This is a genomic window from Ensifer sp. D2-11 (assembly GCF_054161295.1).
Genome location: NZ_CP096434.1, coordinates 95,906 through 115,217, shown reverse-complemented (window position 1 = coordinate 115,217; position 19,312 = coordinate 95,906). Strand labels below are relative to the sequence as shown.

Here is a 19,312-nt window from a genome sequence, read left to right as displayed (position 1 = left end):
ATCAGGAACCCTTGCCGCCGCACTTGCCCGTGGCCACATTGAAGTTGCCGCAGGACATGGGCGCGCGCCAATCGGAGATCAGGTCCTTCGAGTCCGGCAGGTAGTCCGACCATTCGTCGCCGACGACGAGGCCGGGCGTTTCCCATACCGTTTCGAACTGGCCGTCGGACTGGATCTCGCCGATCAGCACGGGCTTGGTGATGTGGTGGTTCGGCATCATCGTCGAATATCCGCCCGAAAGGTTCGGTACCGAGACCCCGATCATGGCGTCGAGCACGGCATCGGTATCGGTGGTGCCGGCCTTCTCGACTGCCTTCAGCCACATGTTGAAGCCGATGTAATGGGCTTCCATCGGGTCGTTGGTGACCCGCTTGTCGTTCTTGGTATAGGCCTGCCAGGTCTCGATGAACTCCGCATTGGCCGGGTTGTCGACCGACTGGAAATAGTTCCAGGCAGCGAGATGCCCGACGAGCGGCCCGGTATCGAGGCCGGCAAGTTCCTCCTCGCCGACCGAGAAGGCGACGACCGGGATGTCCTCGGCCTTGATGCCCTGGTTGGCAAGTTCCTTGTAGAACGGCACGTTGGCGTCGCCGTTGATGGTCGAGACGACCGCGGTCTTCTTGCCGGACGAGCCGAACTTCTGGATGTCCGAGACGATCGTCTGCCAGTCGGAATGGCCGAAAGGCGTGTAGTTGATCATGATGTCCTCGGGCGCGACACCCTTGGAGATCAGGTAGGCCTCGAGGATCTTGTTGGTCGTGCGCGGATAGACGTAATCGGTGCCGGCGAGCACCCAGCGCTCGACCTCTTCGTTCTCCATCAGATAATCGACGGCCGGGATGGCCTGCTGATTGGGAGCGGCGCCCGTATAGAAGACGTTGCGCTGACTTTCCTCGCCCTCGTACTGGACCGGATAGAAGAGGATCGAATTCAGCTCCTCGAAGACCGGCAGCACGGATTTGCGCGACACCGACGTCCAGCAGCCGAAGACGGCGGAAACCTTGTCGACGGAGACGAGCTCGCGCGCCTTTTCGGCAAAGAGCGGCCAGTCCGAGGCCGGGTCGACGACAACCGCTTCCAGCTTCTTGCCGAGCAGGCCGCCCTTCTTGTTCTGCTCCTCGATCAGCATGAGCATGGCGTCCTTGAGCGTCGTTTCGGAGATCGCCATGGTGCCGGAAAGCGAATGCAGGATGCCGACCTTGATCGTGTCGTCGGCCGCAAAGGCGCCGTTGAACGCCGTCGTAGAAAGGACGGCAGCGAGAAATGCGCCGGTGACGCGTGCCCTGATAGTCATCTGATTGAACCCCCTTGTTCTGATCGCCGCAACGCAAGTGGCCGTTCTCCATGGCCGTTGCTCGGGGGATCATCGGGCAGCCGCGCTGCACGGCACATACGTCATTCTACGTAGGCGGCGGGGGGAAGAAGGAAGCTTGGGCTTACTGGGGGAGGTCTGCCGCGGATCCGATTGGCTACCGCGGCAGACGCGAAGGAGCGGTACGGCTCCTCACAAATAGGACGTCACCGCGGGTGGCCGATCCCATGCATCATGGCGCCCGTCCTCATAGACGATCGGGGCATTCGCCAGCTCCTCGTCGGTCGCGTCGTCGAGACAGGCGATATTCACCGCATGGAACGGCCCGCCCATGATCTCGAAATCGGCGCTGCCAAGGGGGTGGACGCCGCAGTGCCGGCAGAACACGTGGCGGATCATGCGCTCGCCGAAGCGGTACTCCTCCAAGGCCTCCTCGCCGGAAAGCAGGGAGAAATCCTCGGGCGTGACGAACACCTTCCAGAATCGCGTCTTCAGGCAGGAGGAACAGTTGCAGCGGAAGGTCGTCGTCCACCACACGCCCGGCCGCGGCGCTTCGGATCGCTTTCCCTCCGGCGCAAGATCGAGATTTGCGGAAAAACGCACCGCGCCGCAATGGCAGCTCCCGTGATAGGTCTTCTTCATTGCACTTCCTCCTTCCGGGCAGCGACATAGGAAACCAGCCGGTCCATGCACTCGCTCCATCCTTCCGCATGCGAATCGCGGCTCTCAGCGCTCGTGAACGGCACCTGGTGGAAGGTGAGACGCGTGCCGCCCGCCACATCATCGAGGGTGACCGTGATCAGCGTGTCGATGGCGCCCTCCTCTTCCCAGGCGAAGCTAAGGACGATCCGGCTTGGGGCCACGATCTCGCGATAGATGCCGTGCGCCCAGTAGTCCTGGCCCTCCGGCGAGCGGATGCAGCCGCGCCAGGCGCCGCCTTCACGGAAATCGGTGGTGATCGCGGGCACGGTGAAGCCCTTCGGGCCCCACCAGCGTGCCAAGTGTTCGGGGGTCGTCCAGACCTTGAAGACGAGGTTGGCGGGCGCGTCGAAGACGCGCGTGATGGTAAGCGCGTTCTCTTCCTTCAGAGACGGGGCATTCATGATCTTCTCCCTTGCGGTCGGGCGAACCCGGTTCAGTCTTGATCCGATTTCTCGTTGCGCTGCAGTTCATGAAGATAGCTGTCGAGTCGGTCGAAACTGCCCTCCCAGAAATGGCGGTAGCGTTCGACCCAGTCGGCGATTTCCTTCAACGGCGCCGCCTCCAGCCGGCAGGGCCGCCATTGGGCGTTACGGCCCCGGGATATCAGCCCCGCGCGTTCCAATACCTTCAGATGTTTGGAGACCGCCGGCAGACTCATCTCGAATGGAGCTGCAAGTTCGTTCACCGTCGCCTCGCCGGCGGCAAGGCGCGCAACGATGGCACGGCGGGTCGGGTCGGCCAGTGCCGACAGGGTGCTGCTGAGCTGATCCATCAATGCTTAACCTACCGGTTATTTAACTTGATGGTTTATTGCAGCAGCGTTGCGTTCTGTCAAGAGCTGAAATCTGCAATAGACAGGTGCCGCGCCATTGCCATTCACTTGGTCGGTCTCAAGGGACAGCAGGCAAATCCGCTTCAAGAGGGAGAACATTCGATACAAAACGATCAAAACTGATCAAGCGGCCCTCGCGGAGCGTCGACGTTTTCCGCAATGCAGCAATTTCCCGGGCCGCTCGTCCGTGTTACGACAGGAGCGGCTGGCGCATTCGGCCGGCAATGCGAGATGACGAGGGACCATGGCGGCACGCCAGCGCATCATTCCCGTTCGACGAGAATATAACCGCTGGGTCGCCAACCAGACGCTCGAAGACTATGCGCTGCGCTTCACCGCCAAGAGCGCGCGGCGCTTTTCCTCCGCGCGCATTTCGCAGACGGCGATCGGCGCCATCTCCTTCCTGGCGCTGGAAGCCATCGGCGGCGCGATTACCATGTCCTACGGCACGACCAACGCCATCGTCGCGATACTCGTCGCGAGCCTGATGATCCTTATCGTCGGCCTGCCGATCAGCCGCTATGCCATCCGTCACGGCGTCGACATCGACCTTCTCACGCGCGGCGCGAGCTTCGGCTATATCGGCTCGACGATCACCTCGCTCATCTATGCGAGCTTCACCTTCATCCTCTTCGCGATCGAAGCCTCGATCATGTCCGGGGCGCTGGAGCTCGCGCTCGGCATACCGCTCTGGATCGGCTACATCGTCAGTGCTATCATGGTGATCCCGCTGGTCACCCATGGCGTGAAGCTGATCAGCCGGTTCCAGCTCGTCACGCAGCCCTTCTGGATCGTCCTGAACATTCTTCCCTTCGCCTTCATCGCGTTTGCGGACTGGGAGAAGGTCGGTCTGTGGCTCGCTTATGCGGGCATCCATCACACATCGGGTCCCCCCGGCACGCTCGCGCCGTTCCATCTCGTCGAATTCGGCGCTGCCTCGGCGGTCATCTTCGCGCTGATGGCGCAGATCGGCGAACAGGTGGACTTCCTGCGCTTCCTGCCGCCTGACGGCGAGCGCAAGCTCCGGCACCGCATCGCCGTCTTTCTTGCCGGCTCCGGCTGGGTGATCGTCGGCGCGCCGAAGCTGCTTGCCGGCTCCTTTCTCGTCGTGCTGGCGCTCAGCACCGGCGTTCCCTCGACCAGGGCCGCCGACCCGGCGCAGATGTATTACACCGCCTTCGGCTACATCTTCCCGTCGGACACGGCCGCGCTCCTGCTGATGGCCGCTTTCGTCGTCGTCTCGCAGCTCAAGATCAACGTGATGAACGCCTATGCGGGCTCGCTCGCCTGGTCGAACTTCTTCTCGCGGCTCACCCACAGCCATCCGGGCCGCGTCATCTGGCTGGTGTTCAACGTGGCGATCGCGCTCCTGCTGATGGAGCTCGGCATCTATCGTCTGCTGGAGGAGACGCTCGGCATCTTTTCGATCGTCGCCATGGCCTGGCTCTCAACGATCTCCGCGGATCTCTTCGTCAACAAGCCGCTCGGGCTCGCCCCGCCCGGAATCGAGTTCAAGCGCGCCCATCTCTACGACATCAACCCCGTCGGCCTCGGCACCATGGGCGTGTCGACGCTCTTCGCCCTCGTCGCGCATTTCGGCGCGGCGGGCGAAATCGCCGCCTCGCTCGCCCCCTATATCGCGCTCGTCACGGCCTTTGTCGTCTCGCCGCTGATCGCCTGGTGGACGGAAGGGAAATTCTATCTCGCCCGCAAGCCGCGCAAGAGCTGGCTCACCGAAAGCGAGATCACCTGCTCGATCTGCGAGCATCCGTTTGAGCCCGAGGACATGGCCTGGTGTCCGGCCTATGCGGCGCCGATCTGCTCGCTCTGCTGCTCTCTCGACAGCCGCTGCCACGATATGTGCAAGCCGAAGGCGCGGCTGAACACGCAGGTCGCGACCGTGGCCAAGGCGGTGCTGCCCGAAACGGTCGTCGCAAAGCTCGCGACAAGGCTCGGCCGTTACGCGATTTCGGCGGTGATCTCGATCACCGGCATCGGCGTCATCCTGGCGATGATCGCCCACCAGACGACGGCCGCCTCTCCCGAGACCGCCGACGTCGTCGAGCGGACCATCGCCATCGTCTTCTTCGTCTTCGCCATCCTTGCCGGCGTCGTGTCCTGGTTCTACGTGCTTGCCCATGACAGCCGGGTCGTTGCGGAAGAGGAATCCTCCCGGCAGAACACGGCTCTCCTGAAGGAGATCGCCGCCCACAAGAAGACCGACGCGGCGCTGCAGGACGCGAAAGAAAGGGCGGAGTCGGCCAACCGCGCGAAGAGCCGCTATGTCGTGGGGCTCAGCCACGAACTGCGCACGCCGCTCAATGCGGTGCTCGGCTACGCCCAGATCCTCGAGCGCGACGAGACGATACCGCCGCCGCGGCAGGGCGCGATCAAGGCGATCAGGCGCAGCGCCGACCATCTCTCCGGACTGATCGACGGCCTCCTCGACATCTCCAAGATCGAAGCCGGCAAGCTGCAGGTCTATTCCAACGAGATCAACATTCAGGACTTCTTGGATCAGATCGTCGACATGTTCCGCCCGCAGGCGCAGGCAAAGGGCATCGCCTTCGCGCATAACCGCGCAGCCTCGCTGCCGCAATATGTGCGGACCGACGACAAGCGCGTGCGGCAGATCCTCGTCAACCTGCTCTCCAATGCCCTGAAGTTCACGGAACGGGGACATATCCGCTTCGACGTCGCCTATCGCAGCCAGGTCGCAAGTTTCACCATCGAGGACAGCGGCCGCGGCATCAGCGAGAAGGACCTGCCCAGGATCTTCGAGCCCTTCCAGCGCGGCGAGGCGGAATATCGCATGCCGGGCCTCGGCCTCGGCCTGACCATCACGCGCCTCCTCACCCAGACGCTCGGCGGCGAAATCTCCGTCACCAGCGAGAAGGACAAGGGCACGGCCTTCAAGGTCCGGCTGATGCTCTCTGCGGTCGACCGGCCCGCCGCGCTCAAGGACCCGGTGCGCAAGATCAAGTCCTATCACGGGCCACGCCGGACGATCATCGTGGTCGACGACAATGCGGATCACCGCGACCTGATGCGCGAGCTGCTGACGCCGCTCGATTTCACCGTTCTTGCGGCGGCGAGCGGGGCGGCCTGCCTGGCGCTCGCCGAACATACGGAACCGGACCTGTTCCTGATCGACATCTCCATGCCCGGCATGAGCGGCTGGGATCTGGTGACGCGGCTGAGGGAAGCCGGCCAGAGCGCGCCGGCGATCATGCTTTCGGCCAATATCGGCGATGGCTCGGCCGCCGGCGCCATCGGCCACGACGATGCGCTTGCCAAGCCCTTCGGCCTGCGCCAGCTCACCGACAAGCTCGCGATCCACCTGAAACTCGAATGGATCTACGACGACGGCCCGAAGGAAACGTCCGGCACCGACAAGACCACTGCGGTGGCGAGCCCCGGTCATCATCATTTGAAAGAATTGATCGAGCTCGGCGAAATCGGCTACGTGAGGGGCATCGAAGCAAAATTGACGGAGATCGCCCTGAACCCCGACAACCGAGCCTTCGCCGAGGCGGCGCGCGCCTATGTCGGGGCATTCGACCTCGCGGGGTATGACGCCTTTCTCAAACGCCTGCTCGCCGGGGAGGCGAATGCCCGTGCCTGAGGCAGCGAACGCGCGCGACATCGTACTCCTCGTCGACGATTCGCCGGAGGCGCTCGGCTTCTTGACCGAAGCGCTGGAACAGTCCGGCTTTTCCGTATTGATCGCGACCTCCGGCAACGCGGCGCTCAACATCGCCGATCGCATCACGCCGGACATCATCCTGCTCGATGCGGTCATGCCCGGCATGGACGGCTTCGACACCTGCACCCGGCTGAAGGCGAATGCTTCGGTCGCCCAGGTGCCCGTGGTCTTCATGACCGGCCTCACCGAGACGGAGCATGTGGTGCGGGCGCTCGAAGCCGGCGGCGTCGATTACCTGACCAAGCCGATCAATATCGACGAGTTGCGCGCCCGCATCCGCGTCCATCTTTCCAATGCGCGCTCCGCCCAAAGCGCCCGCGTCGCACTGGACGCGGCGGGGCGGCATCTGCTGGCGGTGCGCGGCAATGGAACGGTCCGCTGGTCGACCCCGCAGGCGACCCGCCTCGTCAACGCGGCCACCGGCAGCGACGACGGTCTTGCCTTCGTCGCCGGGCGCATTGCCGAGTGGATGCGGGAGCGGGAAAACAGCCCCGGCGAAAGGCAAGGGACTTTCACCCTGCAGCGCGCCAGCCAGACGGGCCTGCAGATCTCCTATCTCGGCGCGATCGGCGCCAATGAATACCTCTTCCGGCTGACGGCCGAGAACGGCATGAGCGACGACGAAACGCTGCGCCAGCACTTCCGGCTCACCCAGCGGGAGTCCGAGGTGCTGCTCTGGATCGCCAAGGGAAAATCCAACCGCGACATCGGCGAGATCCTGGGTTTGAGCTCGCGCACCGTCACCAAGCATCTCGAACAGATCTATGTGAAGCTCGGCGTCGAAAACCGGGCCTCGGCGGCAGTGAAGGCGACGCAGGTGCTGCACGGGATCTGATCTTGTGCCGAGTGCCCACCCCCTCTGGCCTGGCCGGCGATAAAAAAGCGCGGCCCGGAGAACCGGACCGCGCCAACCGCACCAGCGTGCGGTCTCGCCCTGGGAGGCAAGCTTATTCGGCGGGCTGGACGACCGCCGGGATGGCCTCGACGGACGCCTCGCCGCCGAGAGCTGCGGAAAGCTGCGCCTGATCGAGCTCGCCTTCCCACTTCGCCACCACGATCGTCGCAACCGCGTTGCCGACGAAATTGGTCAGGGCGCGGCATTCCGACATGAAGCGGTCGATGCCGAGGATCAGCGCCATGCCGGCGACCGGCACGGAGGGAACGACCGAGAGCGTTGCGGCAAGCGTGATGAAGCCGGCGCCGGTAATGCCGGCCGCACCCTTCGAGCTCAGCATTGCGACGAGGAGCAGCAGGATCTGGTCGCCGTATGAGAGCGGCGTATCGGTCGCCTGGGCGATGAACAGGGCCGCAAGCGTCATGTAGATATTGGTGCCGTCCAGGTTGAAGGAATAACCGGTCGGAATGACGAGACCGACGACCGAGCGCTTGCAGCCGGCCTTCTCCATCTTGTTCATGAGGCCCGGAAGAGCCGCCTCCGAAGAAGACGTCCCGAGCACCAGCAGCAGCTCCTCCTTGATGTAGCGGATGAGCGAGAGGATCGAGAAGCCGTTATAGCGTGCGACCGCGCCGAGCACGATGAAGACGAAGAGAAACGACGTCAGATAGAAGGTGCCGATCAGCATGGCGAGATTGGCGATCGAGGCGATACCGTACTTGCCGATGGTGAAGGCCATGGCGCCGAAGGCGCCGATCGGGGCGGCCTTCATCAGGATCGCAACGAGCCGGAAGATCGGCAGCGTCAGCGCCTGCAGGAAATCGACCACGGGCTCGGCTTTCTTGCCGACGATCGCCAGCGAGATACCGAAGAGCACCGAGATGAACAGGACCTGCAGGATGTCGCCTTCGGCGAAGGCGCCGACGAGCGTCGTCGGGATGATGTTCATCAGGAAGCCGGTGATCGACTGCTCATGCGCCTTCTCGGCATAGGTAGCGACCGCCTTGGCGTCCAGCGAGGCCGGATCGATATGCATGCCCGCGCCCGGCTGCACCACGTTTGCGACGACGAGGCCGACGACAAGCGCGAGGGTGGAGAAGGCGAGAAAGTAGATCATCGCCTTGCCGGCGACGCGGCCGACCTTGGCGAGATCGGTCATGCCGGCAATCCCGGTCGCGACCGTCAGGAAGATCACCGGCGCGATGATCATCTTCACGAGCCTGATGAAGGCGTCGCCGAGCGGTTTGAGCTCCGTGCCGATATCAGGATAGAAATGCCCGAGCAGGATGCCCGCGGCGATCGCCGCCAGCACCTGAACATAGAGATGGCGGTAAAGGGGTGTCTTGCCGCGGACCTCCGCGGAATGTTCGATGATCATGATATCCTCCACGTGGCAGGCCCAGTCCGGCAACATGCCGGGCCTCCCGGGCCGCTTTCCGAAGATCGACAGCAGTGGCTGCCTTGTGGAGCTGGTCAGCAACATGCGTGCCAGTTTGCCGCGGAAGGCCGATGCGATTAAATTCATGAGATTTTTGGGGGCGGTGCTCGCTTGCTGGTCGTGGATATGTGCGGATTTCCGCACAGAAGCGCTGGCGTCCTGGGCGAAAACATGCACAATGTTCGCATGGTCAAACTTCCTGCAGAAGCGAGCGATCCGCATGCGCTTCGCAGCCGGGCCCGACGGTCCTGGCTCGTTTTCGCGGTAGTCGCGCTGGTCCTTCTGGCAGCCGGCCTTCTTCTTGCGCGAGACTACGGCCGGTCGCAGGCGCTCGCCGGCCTTGCCGGTCAGAGCCGGATCGACGCCAGCCTGAAAGCCTCGCTTCTTCGAGCAGTCGTGGAACGGCAGCGCGCCCTGCCGCTTGTCCTCGCGGACGACGCAGCCATTCGTGGCGCATTGCTTTCGCCGGACAGGCCGTCGCTCGACCGCATCAACCGTAAGCTCGAGGCCCTGGCGACAAGCGCCGAAGCCGCGGTCATTTATCTGATCGACCGGAGCGGCGTCGCCGTCGCGGCCAGCAACTGGCAGGAGCCGACGAGCTTTGTCGGCAACGACTATGCCTTCCGCGATTATTTCCGGCTCGCCGTCCGCGACGGCATGGCTGAACATTTCGCCATGGGCACGGTCAGCAATCGGCCCGGGCTTTATATTTCCCGGCGCGTCGACGGGCCAGGCGGTCCGCTGGGGGTGATCGTCGCCAAGCTCGAATTCGACGGGGTCGAGGCGGATTGGCAGGCCTCGGGCAAGCCGGCCTATGTCACCGACCGGCGCGGCATCGTCCTCATCACCAGCCTGCCCTCCTGGCGCTTCATGACGACGAAGCCGATCGCCGAAGACCGGCTGGCGCCCATTCGCGAAAGCCTGCAGTTCGGCGATGCGCCGCTGCTGCCGCTGCCCTTCCGGAAGATCGAAGCGCGGCCCGATGGCTCCTCCACGCTCGACGCCCTGCTGCCGGGCGACTCCACCGCAGCCTTCCTGCGCGTGGAAACCATGGTGCCGTCGACGAACTGGCGGCTCGAGCAGTTGTCGCCGCTGAAGGCGCCGCTCGCAGCGGGTGCGCGGGAGGCGCAGCTCCTCACCCTTGCCGCGCTCGTACCGCTTCTCGCGCTTGCCGCATTGCTCCTGCGCCGTCGCCAGGTAGTCGCCATGCGCAGCGCCGAGGAGCGGCTGGCCCGCAATGCGCTTGAGGCGAGCGTCGAGGAGCGGACGCGCGACCTGCGCATGGCGCGCGACCGTCTCGAAACCGAGATCGCCGACCACCGGCAGACCACCGAGAAGCTCCAGGCCGTGCAGCAGGACCTCGTCCAGGCGAACCGGCTGGCGATCCTCGGCCAGGTCGCCGCCGGGGTTGCCCATGAGATCAACCAGCCGGTCGCCACCATCCGCGCCTATGCGGATAATGCCCGCACGTTTCTCCACCGCGGCCAGACCGTCACCGCCGCCGAAAACATGGAAAGCATAGCCGAGCTTACCGAGCGCGTCGGCGCCATCACCGACGAACTGCGCCGCTTCGCCCGCAAGGGCCATTTCGCCGCCGGGCCGACCGCGATGAAGGAGGTCGTCGAGGGTGCGCTCATGCTGCTCCGCAGCCGGTTTGCAGGACGGATGGACGCAATCCGCATCGATCTGCCGCCCGATGGTCTCCAGGCACTCGGCAACCGCATCCGGCTGGAGCAGGTCTTGATCAACCTTCTGCAGAATGCACTGGAAGCGATCGGCGACAGCGAGGACGGCGCGATCCAGGTGCGCTGCGAGGAGGCGGCCGGCGGCATCGCGCTGACCGTCGCCGACAACGGCCCGGGGATTGCGGCCGATGTCCGCGAAGAGCTGTTCACGCCGTTCAACACTTCGAAGGAAGACGGGCTGGGCCTCGGTCTCGCGATCTCCAAGGAGATCGTCTCCGACTATGGCGGCACGATCGAGGTCGAGAGCGGCCCCTCCGGAACGACATTTGCCGTCAATCTCAAGAAGGCCTGAGCGATGAGCGCCGCCCCATCCGTGTTCCTGATCGATGACGACCGCGACTTGCGCAAGGCAATGCAGCAGACGCTCGAGCTTGCGGGCTTCATCGTCTCGTCCTTCGCCAGCGCGACGGAGGCGCTCGCCGGACTTTCCGCCGACTTCGCGGGCATCGTCATCAGCGATATCCGCATGCCCGGCATGGACGGGCTTGCCCTTTTCCGCAAGATCCTGGCGCTCGATCCGGACCTGCCGATGATCCTTGTTACGGGGCACGGCGACATACCGATGGCGGTGCAGGCGATCCAGGACGGCGCCTATGACTTCATCGCCAAGCCGTTTGCCGCCGATCGTCTTGTCCAGAGCGCCCGGCGCGCAGAGGAGAAGCGGCGGCTCGTGATGGAGAACCGGTCGCTGCGCCGCGCGGCCGAAGCCGCCTCCGAAGGCCTGCCGCTGATCGGCCAGACGCCGGCCATGGAGCGGCTTCGCCAGACCTTGAAACACATCGCCGACACCGATGTCGACGTGCTGGTTGCCGGCGAGACGGGCAGCGGCAAGGAGGTCGTCGCCACGCTCCTGCACCAATGGAGCCGGCGCAGGACCGGCAATTTCGTGGCGCTGAATTGCGGCGCTCTGCCGGAAACGGTGATCGAAAGCGAGCTCTTCGGGCACGAGCCCGGCGCCTTTACCGGCGCCGTCAAGAAGCGGATCGGCCGGATCGAGCATGCGAGCGGCGGCACGCTCTTCCTCGACGAGATCGAGGCGATGCCGCCGGCAACCCAGGTGAAGATGCTGCGCGTGCTCGAAGCACGCGAGATCACGCCGCTCGGCACCAACCTGACCCGCCCCGTCGACATCCGCGTCGTCGCCGCAGCCAAGGTCGATCTCGGCGACCCGGCCGCGCGCGGCGATTTCCGCGAGGATCTCTATTACCGGCTGAACGTCGTGACGCTCTCGATCCCGCCCCTGCGCGAACGGCGCGACGACATCCCCCTCCTCTTCTCCCATTTCCTGGCCCGCGCCTCGGAACGCTTCGGCCGCGAAGTGCCCGCGATCTCGGCTGCCATGCGCGCGTACCTGGCGACGCATTCCTGGCCCGGCAATGTGCGCGAGCTTTCGCACTTCGCTGAACGGGTGGCGCTGGGGGTGGAGGGAAACCTGGGAGTTCCGGCCGTAGCGCCCGCCTCAAGCGGAGCGACCCTGCCGGAAAGATTGGAACGCTACGAGGCCGATATCCTCAAGCAGGCGCTCACGGCGCATTGCGGCGACGTCAAAGAGACCCTGCAAGCCCTCGGCATCCCCCGCAAGACTTTTTACGACAAGCTGCAGCGCCATGGGATCAACCGGGCAGATTATGTCGAACGGGCAGGCCCGGGGCGTCCCAATGCCATATCGAAAACTTGAGCCTGCGGCAGCGACAAAGTCGGTGGCGGTGCGGCAGGTTTAAGCCCCTCCCACCTGTGGGGAGGGGCGATCACTTGCTCGGCGCTGCAAGTCGTCTTCGCCCGGCCTGCGGTGAGAAGGCCGCCTATTCCGCCGTCGCCTCGAAGTCGACCCTGTCGAGAAGCAAGAGCGGATTTTGCGAAGCAACCGCGAATTCGAGCGCACCGATTCCGTTCGCGGATTTCGATTTGACCGTCAACGTGAACATTCCCGGTTTGGCAATGAACTGCGAAGCCGCGTCCAGCACGTCCTGCAACCGAGGCTCCTGCGCGGCAAACTGCTGCAACGCCACCGAAGCCGTCATCGTGAGCATGCCGCGCGCCTGATCCTCCGTCATGTCGTTTTGCTCGGCATAGGCCCGTATGGCCTTGGCGGCGAGACCTTTGTCCTCGATCTTCAGCTTTGCTTCACGGGCGGTGAGGCCGAACAGCGCTGCCCGCATCTTCGCCTCGTCGCCGGAAAAGAAGTCGCCGCTCACGCCCCCTAGCAGGCCGGAGAGGGAAAAGCCGCCGATATCTTTTCCACGTGTGGAGATATCCCTGATGACCAGAGTCTGGTTCGGCTCGTCCCAGGCGGCTTCGATGTTGGACGACAGGACCACCTCATTGAAACCGAGGTTGCGAAGCTGCGCGAACGGCTCGTCGTGCATATGCTCCGGGATCGGCAGGGTCAGATCCTGATATCTGATGCGGATGTCGGTCGGAATGCCGTTGCGGGCCTTCGTGAGCGCCAACTCGTAATCCTTGAGCGAGAAGCGGACGCGCCTCGGCACCGAATCCTGTGCGTCGCTCTCGGCGCCTTCGGTTTCTGTATCGGGCAGATCGGCATCCAGACCCGCCAGCCGGACCGTACCGAATTCCGGCAACAGTGTCGTAAAGGGAAAACTCTCGCGCTGCCGCTCGTCGAGCGCGACCATCCTCTGCAGACCCTCCAAGGTCGAATTCCAGGAAAATCCCGAAATGCTCACTTCGGAGACCTTGATGTAGTCCGCGCCCTCTCCCATCGAGAGGCCATTCAGCGTGCCGTCAAGCTTCCGTCCATCGACCTCAAGGGCGAGGCGGTCTATCGAAACCTTGATCCTCTCGCCTTCGTCACCGTCCTTCATCGGCGCGTCGATCGTAAGGCCGAGCATTTCCATGTCGGCCTTCCTCGTCATGTCGATAATCGACAAGACCCGATTGAAATAGGCTTGGCGTTCCGCCGGCGGCAATTGATCCGGCGCCGAGACCGACTTCAGCTTTTCCAGCGTCTCGACCAGCGGCTCGGCCGGCATTCGCATGCTGAAGCCGCTGCTGCGAACCTCGTCATAGCCGAAGCTCGCCTCGCCATCCGAGAAGGCGATGTCCTTTACCGAAATCGGCCCATAGACAGGCTTTGCCTCGTTGTCGTCCGGGCCGGCTTTTTCGGTATAGAGCCGCGCCAGATAGGCGGCATCGATATCCTGCGCCGTCACGGCTCCGATGGAACCCGCCACCCTATTCTTCTTACCGCCCTCTCCCCCCGAACGGTCCACGCCGACTTCGAAGCTGCCGCCGCTCGCCGAATAGCGGGCGATACGCCCATCGGCGATGCCTTCCGAGACCACGTTCTTGTAGATCAGCTTCTGCTCGGTCCCGGCAACGATCTCGGCGAAGACGATCTCCGGGGCGGAGATACGCCTTGCCGTGAAAAGTTCTACTCGCTTGGAGATCGAGAGTTCGCTCTTCCCGCCGAACATCTGCTCCAAGGTGCCGCGATCGAAATCTGCTTCTTCGACGACCGCGCGCGGGACAGAGACCGTGCCGAAAGCAGTCTTGAGCTCAAGGCCGCTTACTTCGAGCATGCCCTGGAGGAAAAAGATACTGGGCCGGCCGTCAACCGCGGCGATACGAACGTCCGACCCGTCCTTCAGCGGCAAGGCCACGTCGCGCAGATGAATTCGCCCAAGGAAATCCGCTTCGACGCTGGCCGCTTTGCCACCGCGCTCGGCGATCAACCTGCTCACGCGATTTTCTACGATGGTCTTGTAGCCGGCCATGCCGGCGGCGGTGATTGCTATCACCGCAACTGCGGCCCAAAGCGCCTTGCGTCTCTTTTTTCCTGTCCCTGCCTCAGCTTGCCCCACGACAATCGTCCTTCCACTACCTGCTTCACCGCGCCCCATTCGTGACGGGTGATTAGATGCAAGGAGCTGCATTTGCAAGCATGGCGGGAGGACAATCCAGAGCAGATAACTGACGCGCCCGACATCCTCACCCGGGACCGGACCGCGCCGGAGGCGGCCATTCAAAAACCATCTTGACGCCGCGCCGATAACCGGTCCTAATTGCGCCATTCACCAGGGGGGTCCCGGCAAGGGGCTGAGATACTGCTAGAGCGCGCAGTGACCCGTTGAACCTGATCCAGTTCATACTGGCGTAGGGACGGTGCAGACGTGCGACAGCCAGGAATCCGTGTACCCGCGATCCGTCGGCCAAACGTCTTTTCATCCTTCCGACTTCAGAACTGGGTCTCCAACGCGAAAACTTTGGAGCCTCAAGATGAATCTAGTCAAACCTCTCACCGCGGCGCCCTCGGTCACCCAGGGACCGCTTCCCGCATCCCGCAAGGTCTACAAGCCGGGCGATATCCATCCCGACATCCGCGTGCCGATGCGCGAGATCGCGCTCCATCCGACCTCCGGCGAGCCGCCGGTCACCGTTTACGACTCCTCCGGTCCCTACACGGTCGAAAACGCCGATATCCGCATCGACGCGGGCCTGCCACGCCTTCGCAGCGACTGGGTTCTCAAGCGCGGCGATGTCGAAAGCTACGACGGCCGTGCGGTGAAGGCCGAGGATAACGGCTTTGCGACCGGCGAAAGGCTGACGCCGGAATTCCCGGTTCGCAATCGGCCGCTCAGGGCCAAGCCCGGAAAAGCGGTGACCCAGCTCGCCTATGCCCGCGCCGGCATCGTCACGCCGGAGATGGAGTTCATCGCCATTCGCGAAAATCTCGGCCGGAAGGCCGCGAAGGAGGCGCTCGCCCGAGACGGCGAAAGCTTCGGCGCCTCGGTCCCCGATTTCGTGACGCCGGAATTCGTCCGCCAGGAAGTGGCCGCCGGCCGGGCGATCATTCCGGCCAACATCAACCATCCGGAAGCCGAGCCGATGATCATCGGCCGCAACTTTCTGGTGAAGATCAACGCGAATATCGGCAATTCCGCCGTCACCTCCTCGATGGCCGAAGAGGTGGAGAAGATGGTCTGGGCGACGCGCTGGGGCGCCGATACGGTCATGGACCTTTCCACCGGCCGCAACATTCACAACATCCGCGAATGGATCATCCGCAATTCGCCGGTACCGATCGGCACGGTACCGCTCTACCAGGCGCTGGAAAAGGTAAACGGCATCGCGGAAGACCTTTCCTGGGAGGTCTTCCGCGACACGCTGATCGAGCAGGCGGAACAGGGCGTCGACTATTTCACCATCCATGCCGGCGTCAGGCTTCACTATATCCCGCTCACCGTGGATCGCGTCACCGGCATCGTCTCGCGCGGCGGGTCGATCATGGCAAAATGGTGCCTGCATCATCATCGCGAAAGCTTCCTCTACGAGCATTTTGAGGATATCTGCGACATCTGCCGCGCCTATGACGTCTCCTTCTCGCTCGGCGACGGCCTGCGTCCCGGCTCGATCGCCGATGCCAACGACCGGGCTCAGTTCGCGGAGCTCGAAACGCTCGGCGAACTGACGAAGATCGCCTGGGCCAAGGATTGCCAGGTGATGATCGAAGGGCCGGGCCATGTGCCGATGCACAAGATCAAGGAGAACATGGACAAGCAGCTCGCCGTCTGCGGCGAAGCGCCCTTCTATACGCTCGGGCCGCTGACCACCGATATCGCGCCCGGCTACGACCACATCACGTCAGGCATCGGCGCGGCGATGATCGGCTGGTTCGGCACCGCCATGCTCTGCTACGTGACGCCGAAGGAACATCTGGGCCTGCCCGACCGCAACGACGTCAAGACCGGCGTCATTACCTACAAGATCGCTGCCCATGCCGCCGATCTCGCCAAAGGGCACCCGGCCGCCCGAACCCGCGACGACGCACTGTCGCGCGCCCGCTTCGAGTTCCGCTGGGAGGACCAGTTCCACCTCTCGCTCGACCCCGAGACCGCGCGCAATTTCCACGACGAGACGCTGCCGAAGGAGGCGCACAAGGTCGCGCACTTCTGCTCCATGTGCGGGCCGAAATTCTGTTCGATGCGGATTTCCCACGATATCCGCGCCGAGGCGCAGAAGGAGGGCCTCGAGGCCATGGCCGCGAAATATCGTGACGGCGGCGACCTCTACATGCCGCTCGATGAAAGCAATGCCGCGCCCGCTGGAGAATGAGATGCGCGTGCTGATCAGAGGGGCCGGCGTCGCCGGCCTCACCGCCGCCCATGAACTTCTCGCGCTCGGCGCCGAAGTAACGATCATCGAAAGTGCCGCCGGCTTCACCGGGGCTGCTTCCTGGTATGCGGGCGGCATGCTCGCTCCCTGGTGCGAGCGGGAAAGCGCCGAGGAAACCGTCCTGACCCTGGGGATCGGCGCCGCCGACTGGTGGGAAGCCGCCCTCCCCGCCGGTTCCGTCCACCGCAACGGCACGCTCGTCGTGGCGCAACCGCGTGACGGAGCCGAACTCAAGCGCTTCGCCTCGCGCACCTCCGGCTTCCGCTGGCTCGATGCGGAGGAGATCGCAGCGCTGGAGCCGGCCCTCGCCGGCCGTTTCCGGCAGGCGCTGTTCTTTCCGCAGGAGGCGCATCTCGACCCCCGCCGGGCACTCTCGGCGCTCCGGCAAGGGCTGGCGGCACGCGGCGCCGCGTTCGCCGGCGAGGACATGGACGATCGCGGTTTCGCGCTCACCGTCGACTGCACCGGCGCGTCGAGAATTGGCGGGATCGACGGGCTTCGCGGCGTTCGCGGCGAGATGGCCTATCTGCAGACGGACGAGGTGGCGATCTCCCGCCCCGTGCGCATGCTGCATCCCCGGATCCCGCTCTATATCGTGCCGCGCGGCGGCGGGCTCTTCATGTGCGGCGCGACGATGATCGAGAGCGACGACGCCGGTCCGATCACCACCCGTTCGCTGATGGAACTGCTGAACGCCGCCTATGCGCTCCATCCGGCTTTCGCCGAAGCGCGCCTGGTCGAAACCGGCACGGGCGTGCGCCCGGCTTTTACCGACAACCTGCCGCGGGCCTCGCGCCGTGAAAACACGATTACCGTCAATGGCCTTTATCGGCACGGCTTCCTCCTCTCCCCGGCCATGGCCGGGGAGGCGGCAGCACTGGCCCTTGGCGAAGAGAATCTTAGAGGAGATATCCGATGAAGCTGACCATCAACGGCGAGGAACATGAGCTTCAGGCCGCGACGCTCGCCGAACTCCTGCAGCGCCTCGAATTCGAGGGCGACTGGCTGGCGACCGCCGTCAACGGCGAACTCGTCCGGAAGGCAGACCGCGCCGGTCACCGGCTTGAGGACAGCGACCGTATCGAAATCCTGTCGCCCATGCAGGGAGGCTGACGATGCCGCTATTCTATGAAACAGAGGTCCGATCGCGGCTCCTGCTCGGAACCGCCCGCTATCCCTCGCCGGCCGTGCTCGCCGAAGCGGTGCGGCGGTCGGGCACCGATATCGTCACGGTCTCGCTCCGCCGCGAGACGGCCGGCGGGCGCCAGGGCGGCGCCTTCTTCGAGCTGATCCGCGAACTCGGCGTGCGCGTGCTGCCCAACACCGCCGGCTGCCATTCCGTCTCGGAGGCCGTGCTGACCGCCAGGATGGCGCGCGAGGTGTTCGGCACCGACTGGATCAAGCTGGAAGTGATCGGCCACCAGGACACATTGCAGCCGGACGTCTTCGGCCTCGTGGAGGGGGCTCGCATCCTCACCGGGGAAGGTTTCCAGGTCTTCCCCTACACGACGGACGACCTCGTCGTCGCCGAAAGGCTGCTGGAGGCGGGCTGCCAAGTGCTGATGCCCTGGTGCGCGCCGATCGGCAGCGCCATGGGACCGCAGAACGTGCAGGGCTTGCGCGCCATGCGCGCGGAATTTCCCGACGTGCCGCTGATCGTCGACGCTGGCGTCGGCCGCCCGTCCCACGCGACCACCGTCATGGAGCTCGGCTACGACGCGGTGCTGCTCAACACGGCTGTTGCCGGCGCTGCCGATCCCGCCGCCATGGCCGAAGCCTTCGCCAAGGCGATCGATGCCGGCCACGCGGCTCACGGCGCCGGCATGCTGGAGCCGCGCGATATGGCCGTTCCATCCACGCCCGTCATCGGAAAGGCAGTCTTCTCGTGAAGCTCGATCCCTTCTATCTCATCGTCGACAGCGCCCAATGGATCGAACGGCTGGTGCCGCTCGGCGTCAAACTCGTGCAGCTCCGCATCAAGGACCGGAACGAGGAAGACATCCGCCACCAGATACGGGTCGCCAGGGCAGTCTGCTCCGCCCATGCATGCCAGCTGATCGTCAACGACTACTGGCAGCTGGCGATAGAGGAAGGCTGCGATTTCACCCATCTCGGTCAGGAGGATCTGGCGGAGGCCGATCTTGCCGCCATCCGTGCCGCAGGGCTCAAGCTCGGCGTCAGCACCCATGACGAGGCGGAACTGGCAAAGGCGCTCGCAGCCGAACCGGACTACGTCGCGCTCGGGCCGATCTATCCGACGATCCTCAAGAAGATGAAGTGGGCGCCGCAGGGGCTGGAGCGGCTTTCATGGTGGCGCGAGCGCGTTCACCCGCTCCCGCTCGTCGCCATTGGCGGCCTCAATACGGAGCGGATCGAAGGCGTCTTCGCGCATGGCGCCGACAGCGCCGCCGTGGTGACTGACATCACGCTGAATGCCGATCCGGAAGCACGCACAAGGGAGTGGATACGGAAGACGGAGGCGTGGAGATAGCGGTAGCGCGGGGGGAGACGGCCCGGCATCATGGGTCGAAGCAGCGATGCTTGACATTT

Annotated in this window: 15 protein-coding genes and 1 riboswitch; of the genes, 9 read left to right on the top strand and 6 right to left on the bottom strand. The window is 64.3% G+C overall.

The window, feature by feature from the left end; genetic code table 11:
- Position 1 precedes the first annotated feature (1 nt).
- From urtA to M1D34_RS17730, 4 genes are all read right to left on the bottom strand, one after another.
- A complete protein-coding gene (gene urtA / locus M1D34_RS17745; protein ID WP_498783298.1) occupies positions 2-1,294 on the bottom strand; it encodes an urea ABC transporter substrate-binding protein in 1,293 nt (430 codons plus the stop codon).
- A 210-nt stretch (positions 1,295-1,504) separates the two neighbouring features.
- On the bottom strand, positions 1,505-1,954 hold the full coding sequence (locus M1D34_RS17740; RefSeq protein ID WP_498783296.1) for a GFA family protein: 450 nt from the start codon (positions 1,952-1,954) through the stop codon (positions 1,505-1,507).
- The gene (locus tag M1D34_RS17735) at positions 1,951-2,415 is read right to left on the bottom strand and encodes an SRPBCC family protein (protein WP_498783294.1); all 465 of its coding nucleotides are present in this window, start codon (positions 2,413-2,415) and stop codon (positions 1,951-1,953) included. The genes M1D34_RS17740 and M1D34_RS17735 overlap by 4 nt, the downstream gene beginning before the upstream one ends.
- A 32-nt stretch (positions 2,416-2,447) precedes the next feature.
- Positions 2,448-2,786 (bottom strand): ArsR/SmtB family transcription factor, encoded by a 339-nt coding sequence (locus M1D34_RS17730; RefSeq protein WP_003529430.1) that lies wholly within the window; start codon positions 2,784-2,786, stop codon positions 2,448-2,450.
- A 304-nt stretch (positions 2,787-3,090) separates the two neighbouring features.
- Here M1D34_RS17730 and M1D34_RS17725 point away from each other — a divergent pair, with 304 nt between their 5' ends.
- Together M1D34_RS17725 and M1D34_RS17720 are read left to right on the top strand one after the other, a co-directional pair.
- Positions 3,091-6,471, top strand: coding sequence for a hybrid sensor histidine kinase/response regulator (locus M1D34_RS17725; protein WP_498783291.1), 3,381 nt, complete (start codon positions 3,091-3,093; stop codon positions 6,469-6,471).
- Positions 6,458-7,387: a response regulator transcription factor gene (locus M1D34_RS17720; RefSeq protein ID WP_498783289.1), complete on the top strand. Its 930-nt coding sequence runs from the start codon at positions 6,458-6,460 to the stop codon at positions 7,385-7,387. Before M1D34_RS17725 ends, M1D34_RS17720 begins: the two co-directional genes overlap by 14 nt.
- Positions 7,388-7,499: 112 nt before the next feature.
- Here the strand turns inward: M1D34_RS17720 and M1D34_RS17715 are convergent, their stop codons facing one another.
- The gene (locus tag M1D34_RS17715; protein ID WP_010976308.1) at positions 7,500-8,825 is read right to left on the bottom strand and encodes a dicarboxylate/amino acid:cation symporter; all 1,326 of its coding nucleotides are present in this window, start codon (positions 8,823-8,825) and stop codon (positions 7,500-7,502) included.
- Between the two features lie 231 nt (positions 8,826-9,056).
- On the opposite strand from M1D34_RS17715, the gene M1D34_RS17710 reads away from it, so the two are divergent.
- Together M1D34_RS17710 and dctD are read left to right on the top strand one after the other, a co-directional pair.
- Entirely contained in the window at positions 9,057-10,922 is a 1,866-nt protein-coding gene (locus M1D34_RS17710; protein WP_498783287.1) for a sensor histidine kinase, read from the top strand.
- A 3-nt stretch (positions 10,923-10,925) separates the two neighbouring features.
- Positions 10,926-12,308 (top strand): C4-dicarboxylate transport transcriptional regulatory protein DctD, encoded by a 1,383-nt coding sequence (gene dctD / locus M1D34_RS17705; RefSeq protein WP_498783285.1) that lies wholly within the window; start codon positions 10,926-10,928, stop codon positions 12,306-12,308.
- A gap of 124 nt (positions 12,309-12,432) precedes the next feature.
- Here dctD and M1D34_RS17700 read toward each other — a convergent pair whose 3' ends face one another.
- Positions 12,433-14,451, bottom strand: coding sequence for an aq_1923 C-terminal domain (locus M1D34_RS17700; RefSeq protein WP_498783283.1), 2,019 nt, complete (start codon positions 14,449-14,451; stop codon positions 12,433-12,435).
- A gap of 205 nt (positions 14,452-14,656) precedes the next feature.
- A riboswitch (TPP riboswitch) is annotated at positions 14,657-14,768 on the top strand.
- A gap of 98 nt (positions 14,769-14,866) precedes the next feature.
- Here M1D34_RS17700 and thiC point away from each other — a divergent pair.
- Genes thiC through M1D34_RS17675 form a run of 5 tightly spaced genes read left to right on the top strand, consistent with a single transcriptional unit; the run spans position 14,867 to position 19,253 of the window.
- Positions 14,867-16,702, top strand: coding sequence for a phosphomethylpyrimidine synthase ThiC (thiC, locus tag M1D34_RS17695; RefSeq protein WP_498783281.1), 1,836 nt, complete (start codon positions 14,867-14,869; stop codon positions 16,700-16,702).
- Position 16,703: 1 nt separating this feature from the next.
- Positions 16,704-17,681, top strand: a complete 978-nt coding sequence (gene thiO / locus M1D34_RS17690) for a glycine oxidase ThiO (RefSeq protein ID WP_498783279.1) — start codon at positions 16,704-16,706, stop codon at positions 17,679-17,681.
- Positions 17,678-17,875, top strand: coding sequence for a sulfur carrier protein ThiS (gene thiS / locus M1D34_RS17685; protein WP_003529414.1), 198 nt, complete (start codon positions 17,678-17,680; stop codon positions 17,873-17,875). Before thiO ends, thiS begins: the two co-directional genes overlap by 4 nt.
- A 2-nt stretch (positions 17,876-17,877) precedes the next feature.
- Complete coding sequence (locus M1D34_RS17680; RefSeq protein ID WP_498783276.1) at positions 17,878-18,651, top strand: thiazole synthase; 774 nt, start codon at positions 17,878-17,880, stop codon at positions 18,649-18,651.
- Positions 18,648-19,253, top strand: coding sequence for a thiamine phosphate synthase (locus M1D34_RS17675; protein ID WP_498783274.1), 606 nt, complete (start codon positions 18,648-18,650; stop codon positions 19,251-19,253). Before M1D34_RS17680 ends, M1D34_RS17675 begins: the two co-directional genes overlap by 4 nt.
- Positions 19,254-19,312: the final 59 nt, after the last annotated feature.

What these genes read in the sequence shown, in the direction of transcription:
- M1D34_RS17730 (WP_003529430.1), bottom strand. Translation starts at nt 2,786, where the DNA reads ATGGATCAGCTCAGCAGCACCCTGTCGGCACTGGCCGACCCGACCCGC.
- thiS (WP_003529414.1), top strand. Translation starts at nt 17,678, where the DNA reads ATGAAGCTGACCATCAACGGCGAGGAACATGAGCTTCAGGCCGCGACG.
- M1D34_RS17680 (WP_498783276.1), top strand. Translation starts at nt 17,878, where the DNA reads ATGCCGCTATTCTATGAAACAGAGGTCCGATCGCGGCTCCTGCTCGGA.
- M1D34_RS17740 (WP_498783296.1), bottom strand. Translation starts at nt 1,954, where the DNA reads ATGAAGAAGACCTATCACGGGAGCTGCCATTGCGGCGCGGTGCGTTTT.
- dctD (WP_498783285.1), top strand. Translation starts at nt 10,926, where the DNA reads ATGAGCGCCGCCCCATCCGTGTTCCTGATCGATGACGACCGCGACTTG.
- urtA (WP_498783298.1), bottom strand. Translation starts at nt 1,294, where the DNA reads ATGACTATCAGGGCACGCGTCACCGGCGCATTTCTCGCTGCCGTCCTT.
- thiO (WP_498783279.1), top strand. Translation starts at nt 16,704, where the DNA reads ATGCGCGTGCTGATCAGAGGGGCCGGCGTCGCCGGCCTCACCGCCGCC.
- M1D34_RS17725 (WP_498783291.1), top strand. Translation starts at nt 3,091, where the DNA reads ATGGCGGCACGCCAGCGCATCATTCCCGTTCGACGAGAATATAACCGC.
- thiC (WP_498783281.1), top strand. Translation starts at nt 14,867, where the DNA reads ATGAATCTAGTCAAACCTCTCACCGCGGCGCCCTCGGTCACCCAGGGA.
- M1D34_RS17710 (WP_498783287.1), top strand. Translation starts at nt 9,057, where the DNA reads ATGCACAATGTTCGCATGGTCAAACTTCCTGCAGAAGCGAGCGATCCG.
- M1D34_RS17735 (WP_498783294.1), bottom strand. Translation starts at nt 2,415, where the DNA reads ATGAATGCCCCGTCTCTGAAGGAAGAGAACGCGCTTACCATCACGCGC.
- M1D34_RS17715 (WP_010976308.1), bottom strand. Translation starts at nt 8,825, where the DNA reads ATGATCATCGAACATTCCGCGGAGGTCCGCGGCAAGACACCCCTTTAC.
- M1D34_RS17720 (WP_498783289.1), top strand. Translation starts at nt 6,458, where the DNA reads ATGCCCGTGCCTGAGGCAGCGAACGCGCGCGACATCGTACTCCTCGTC.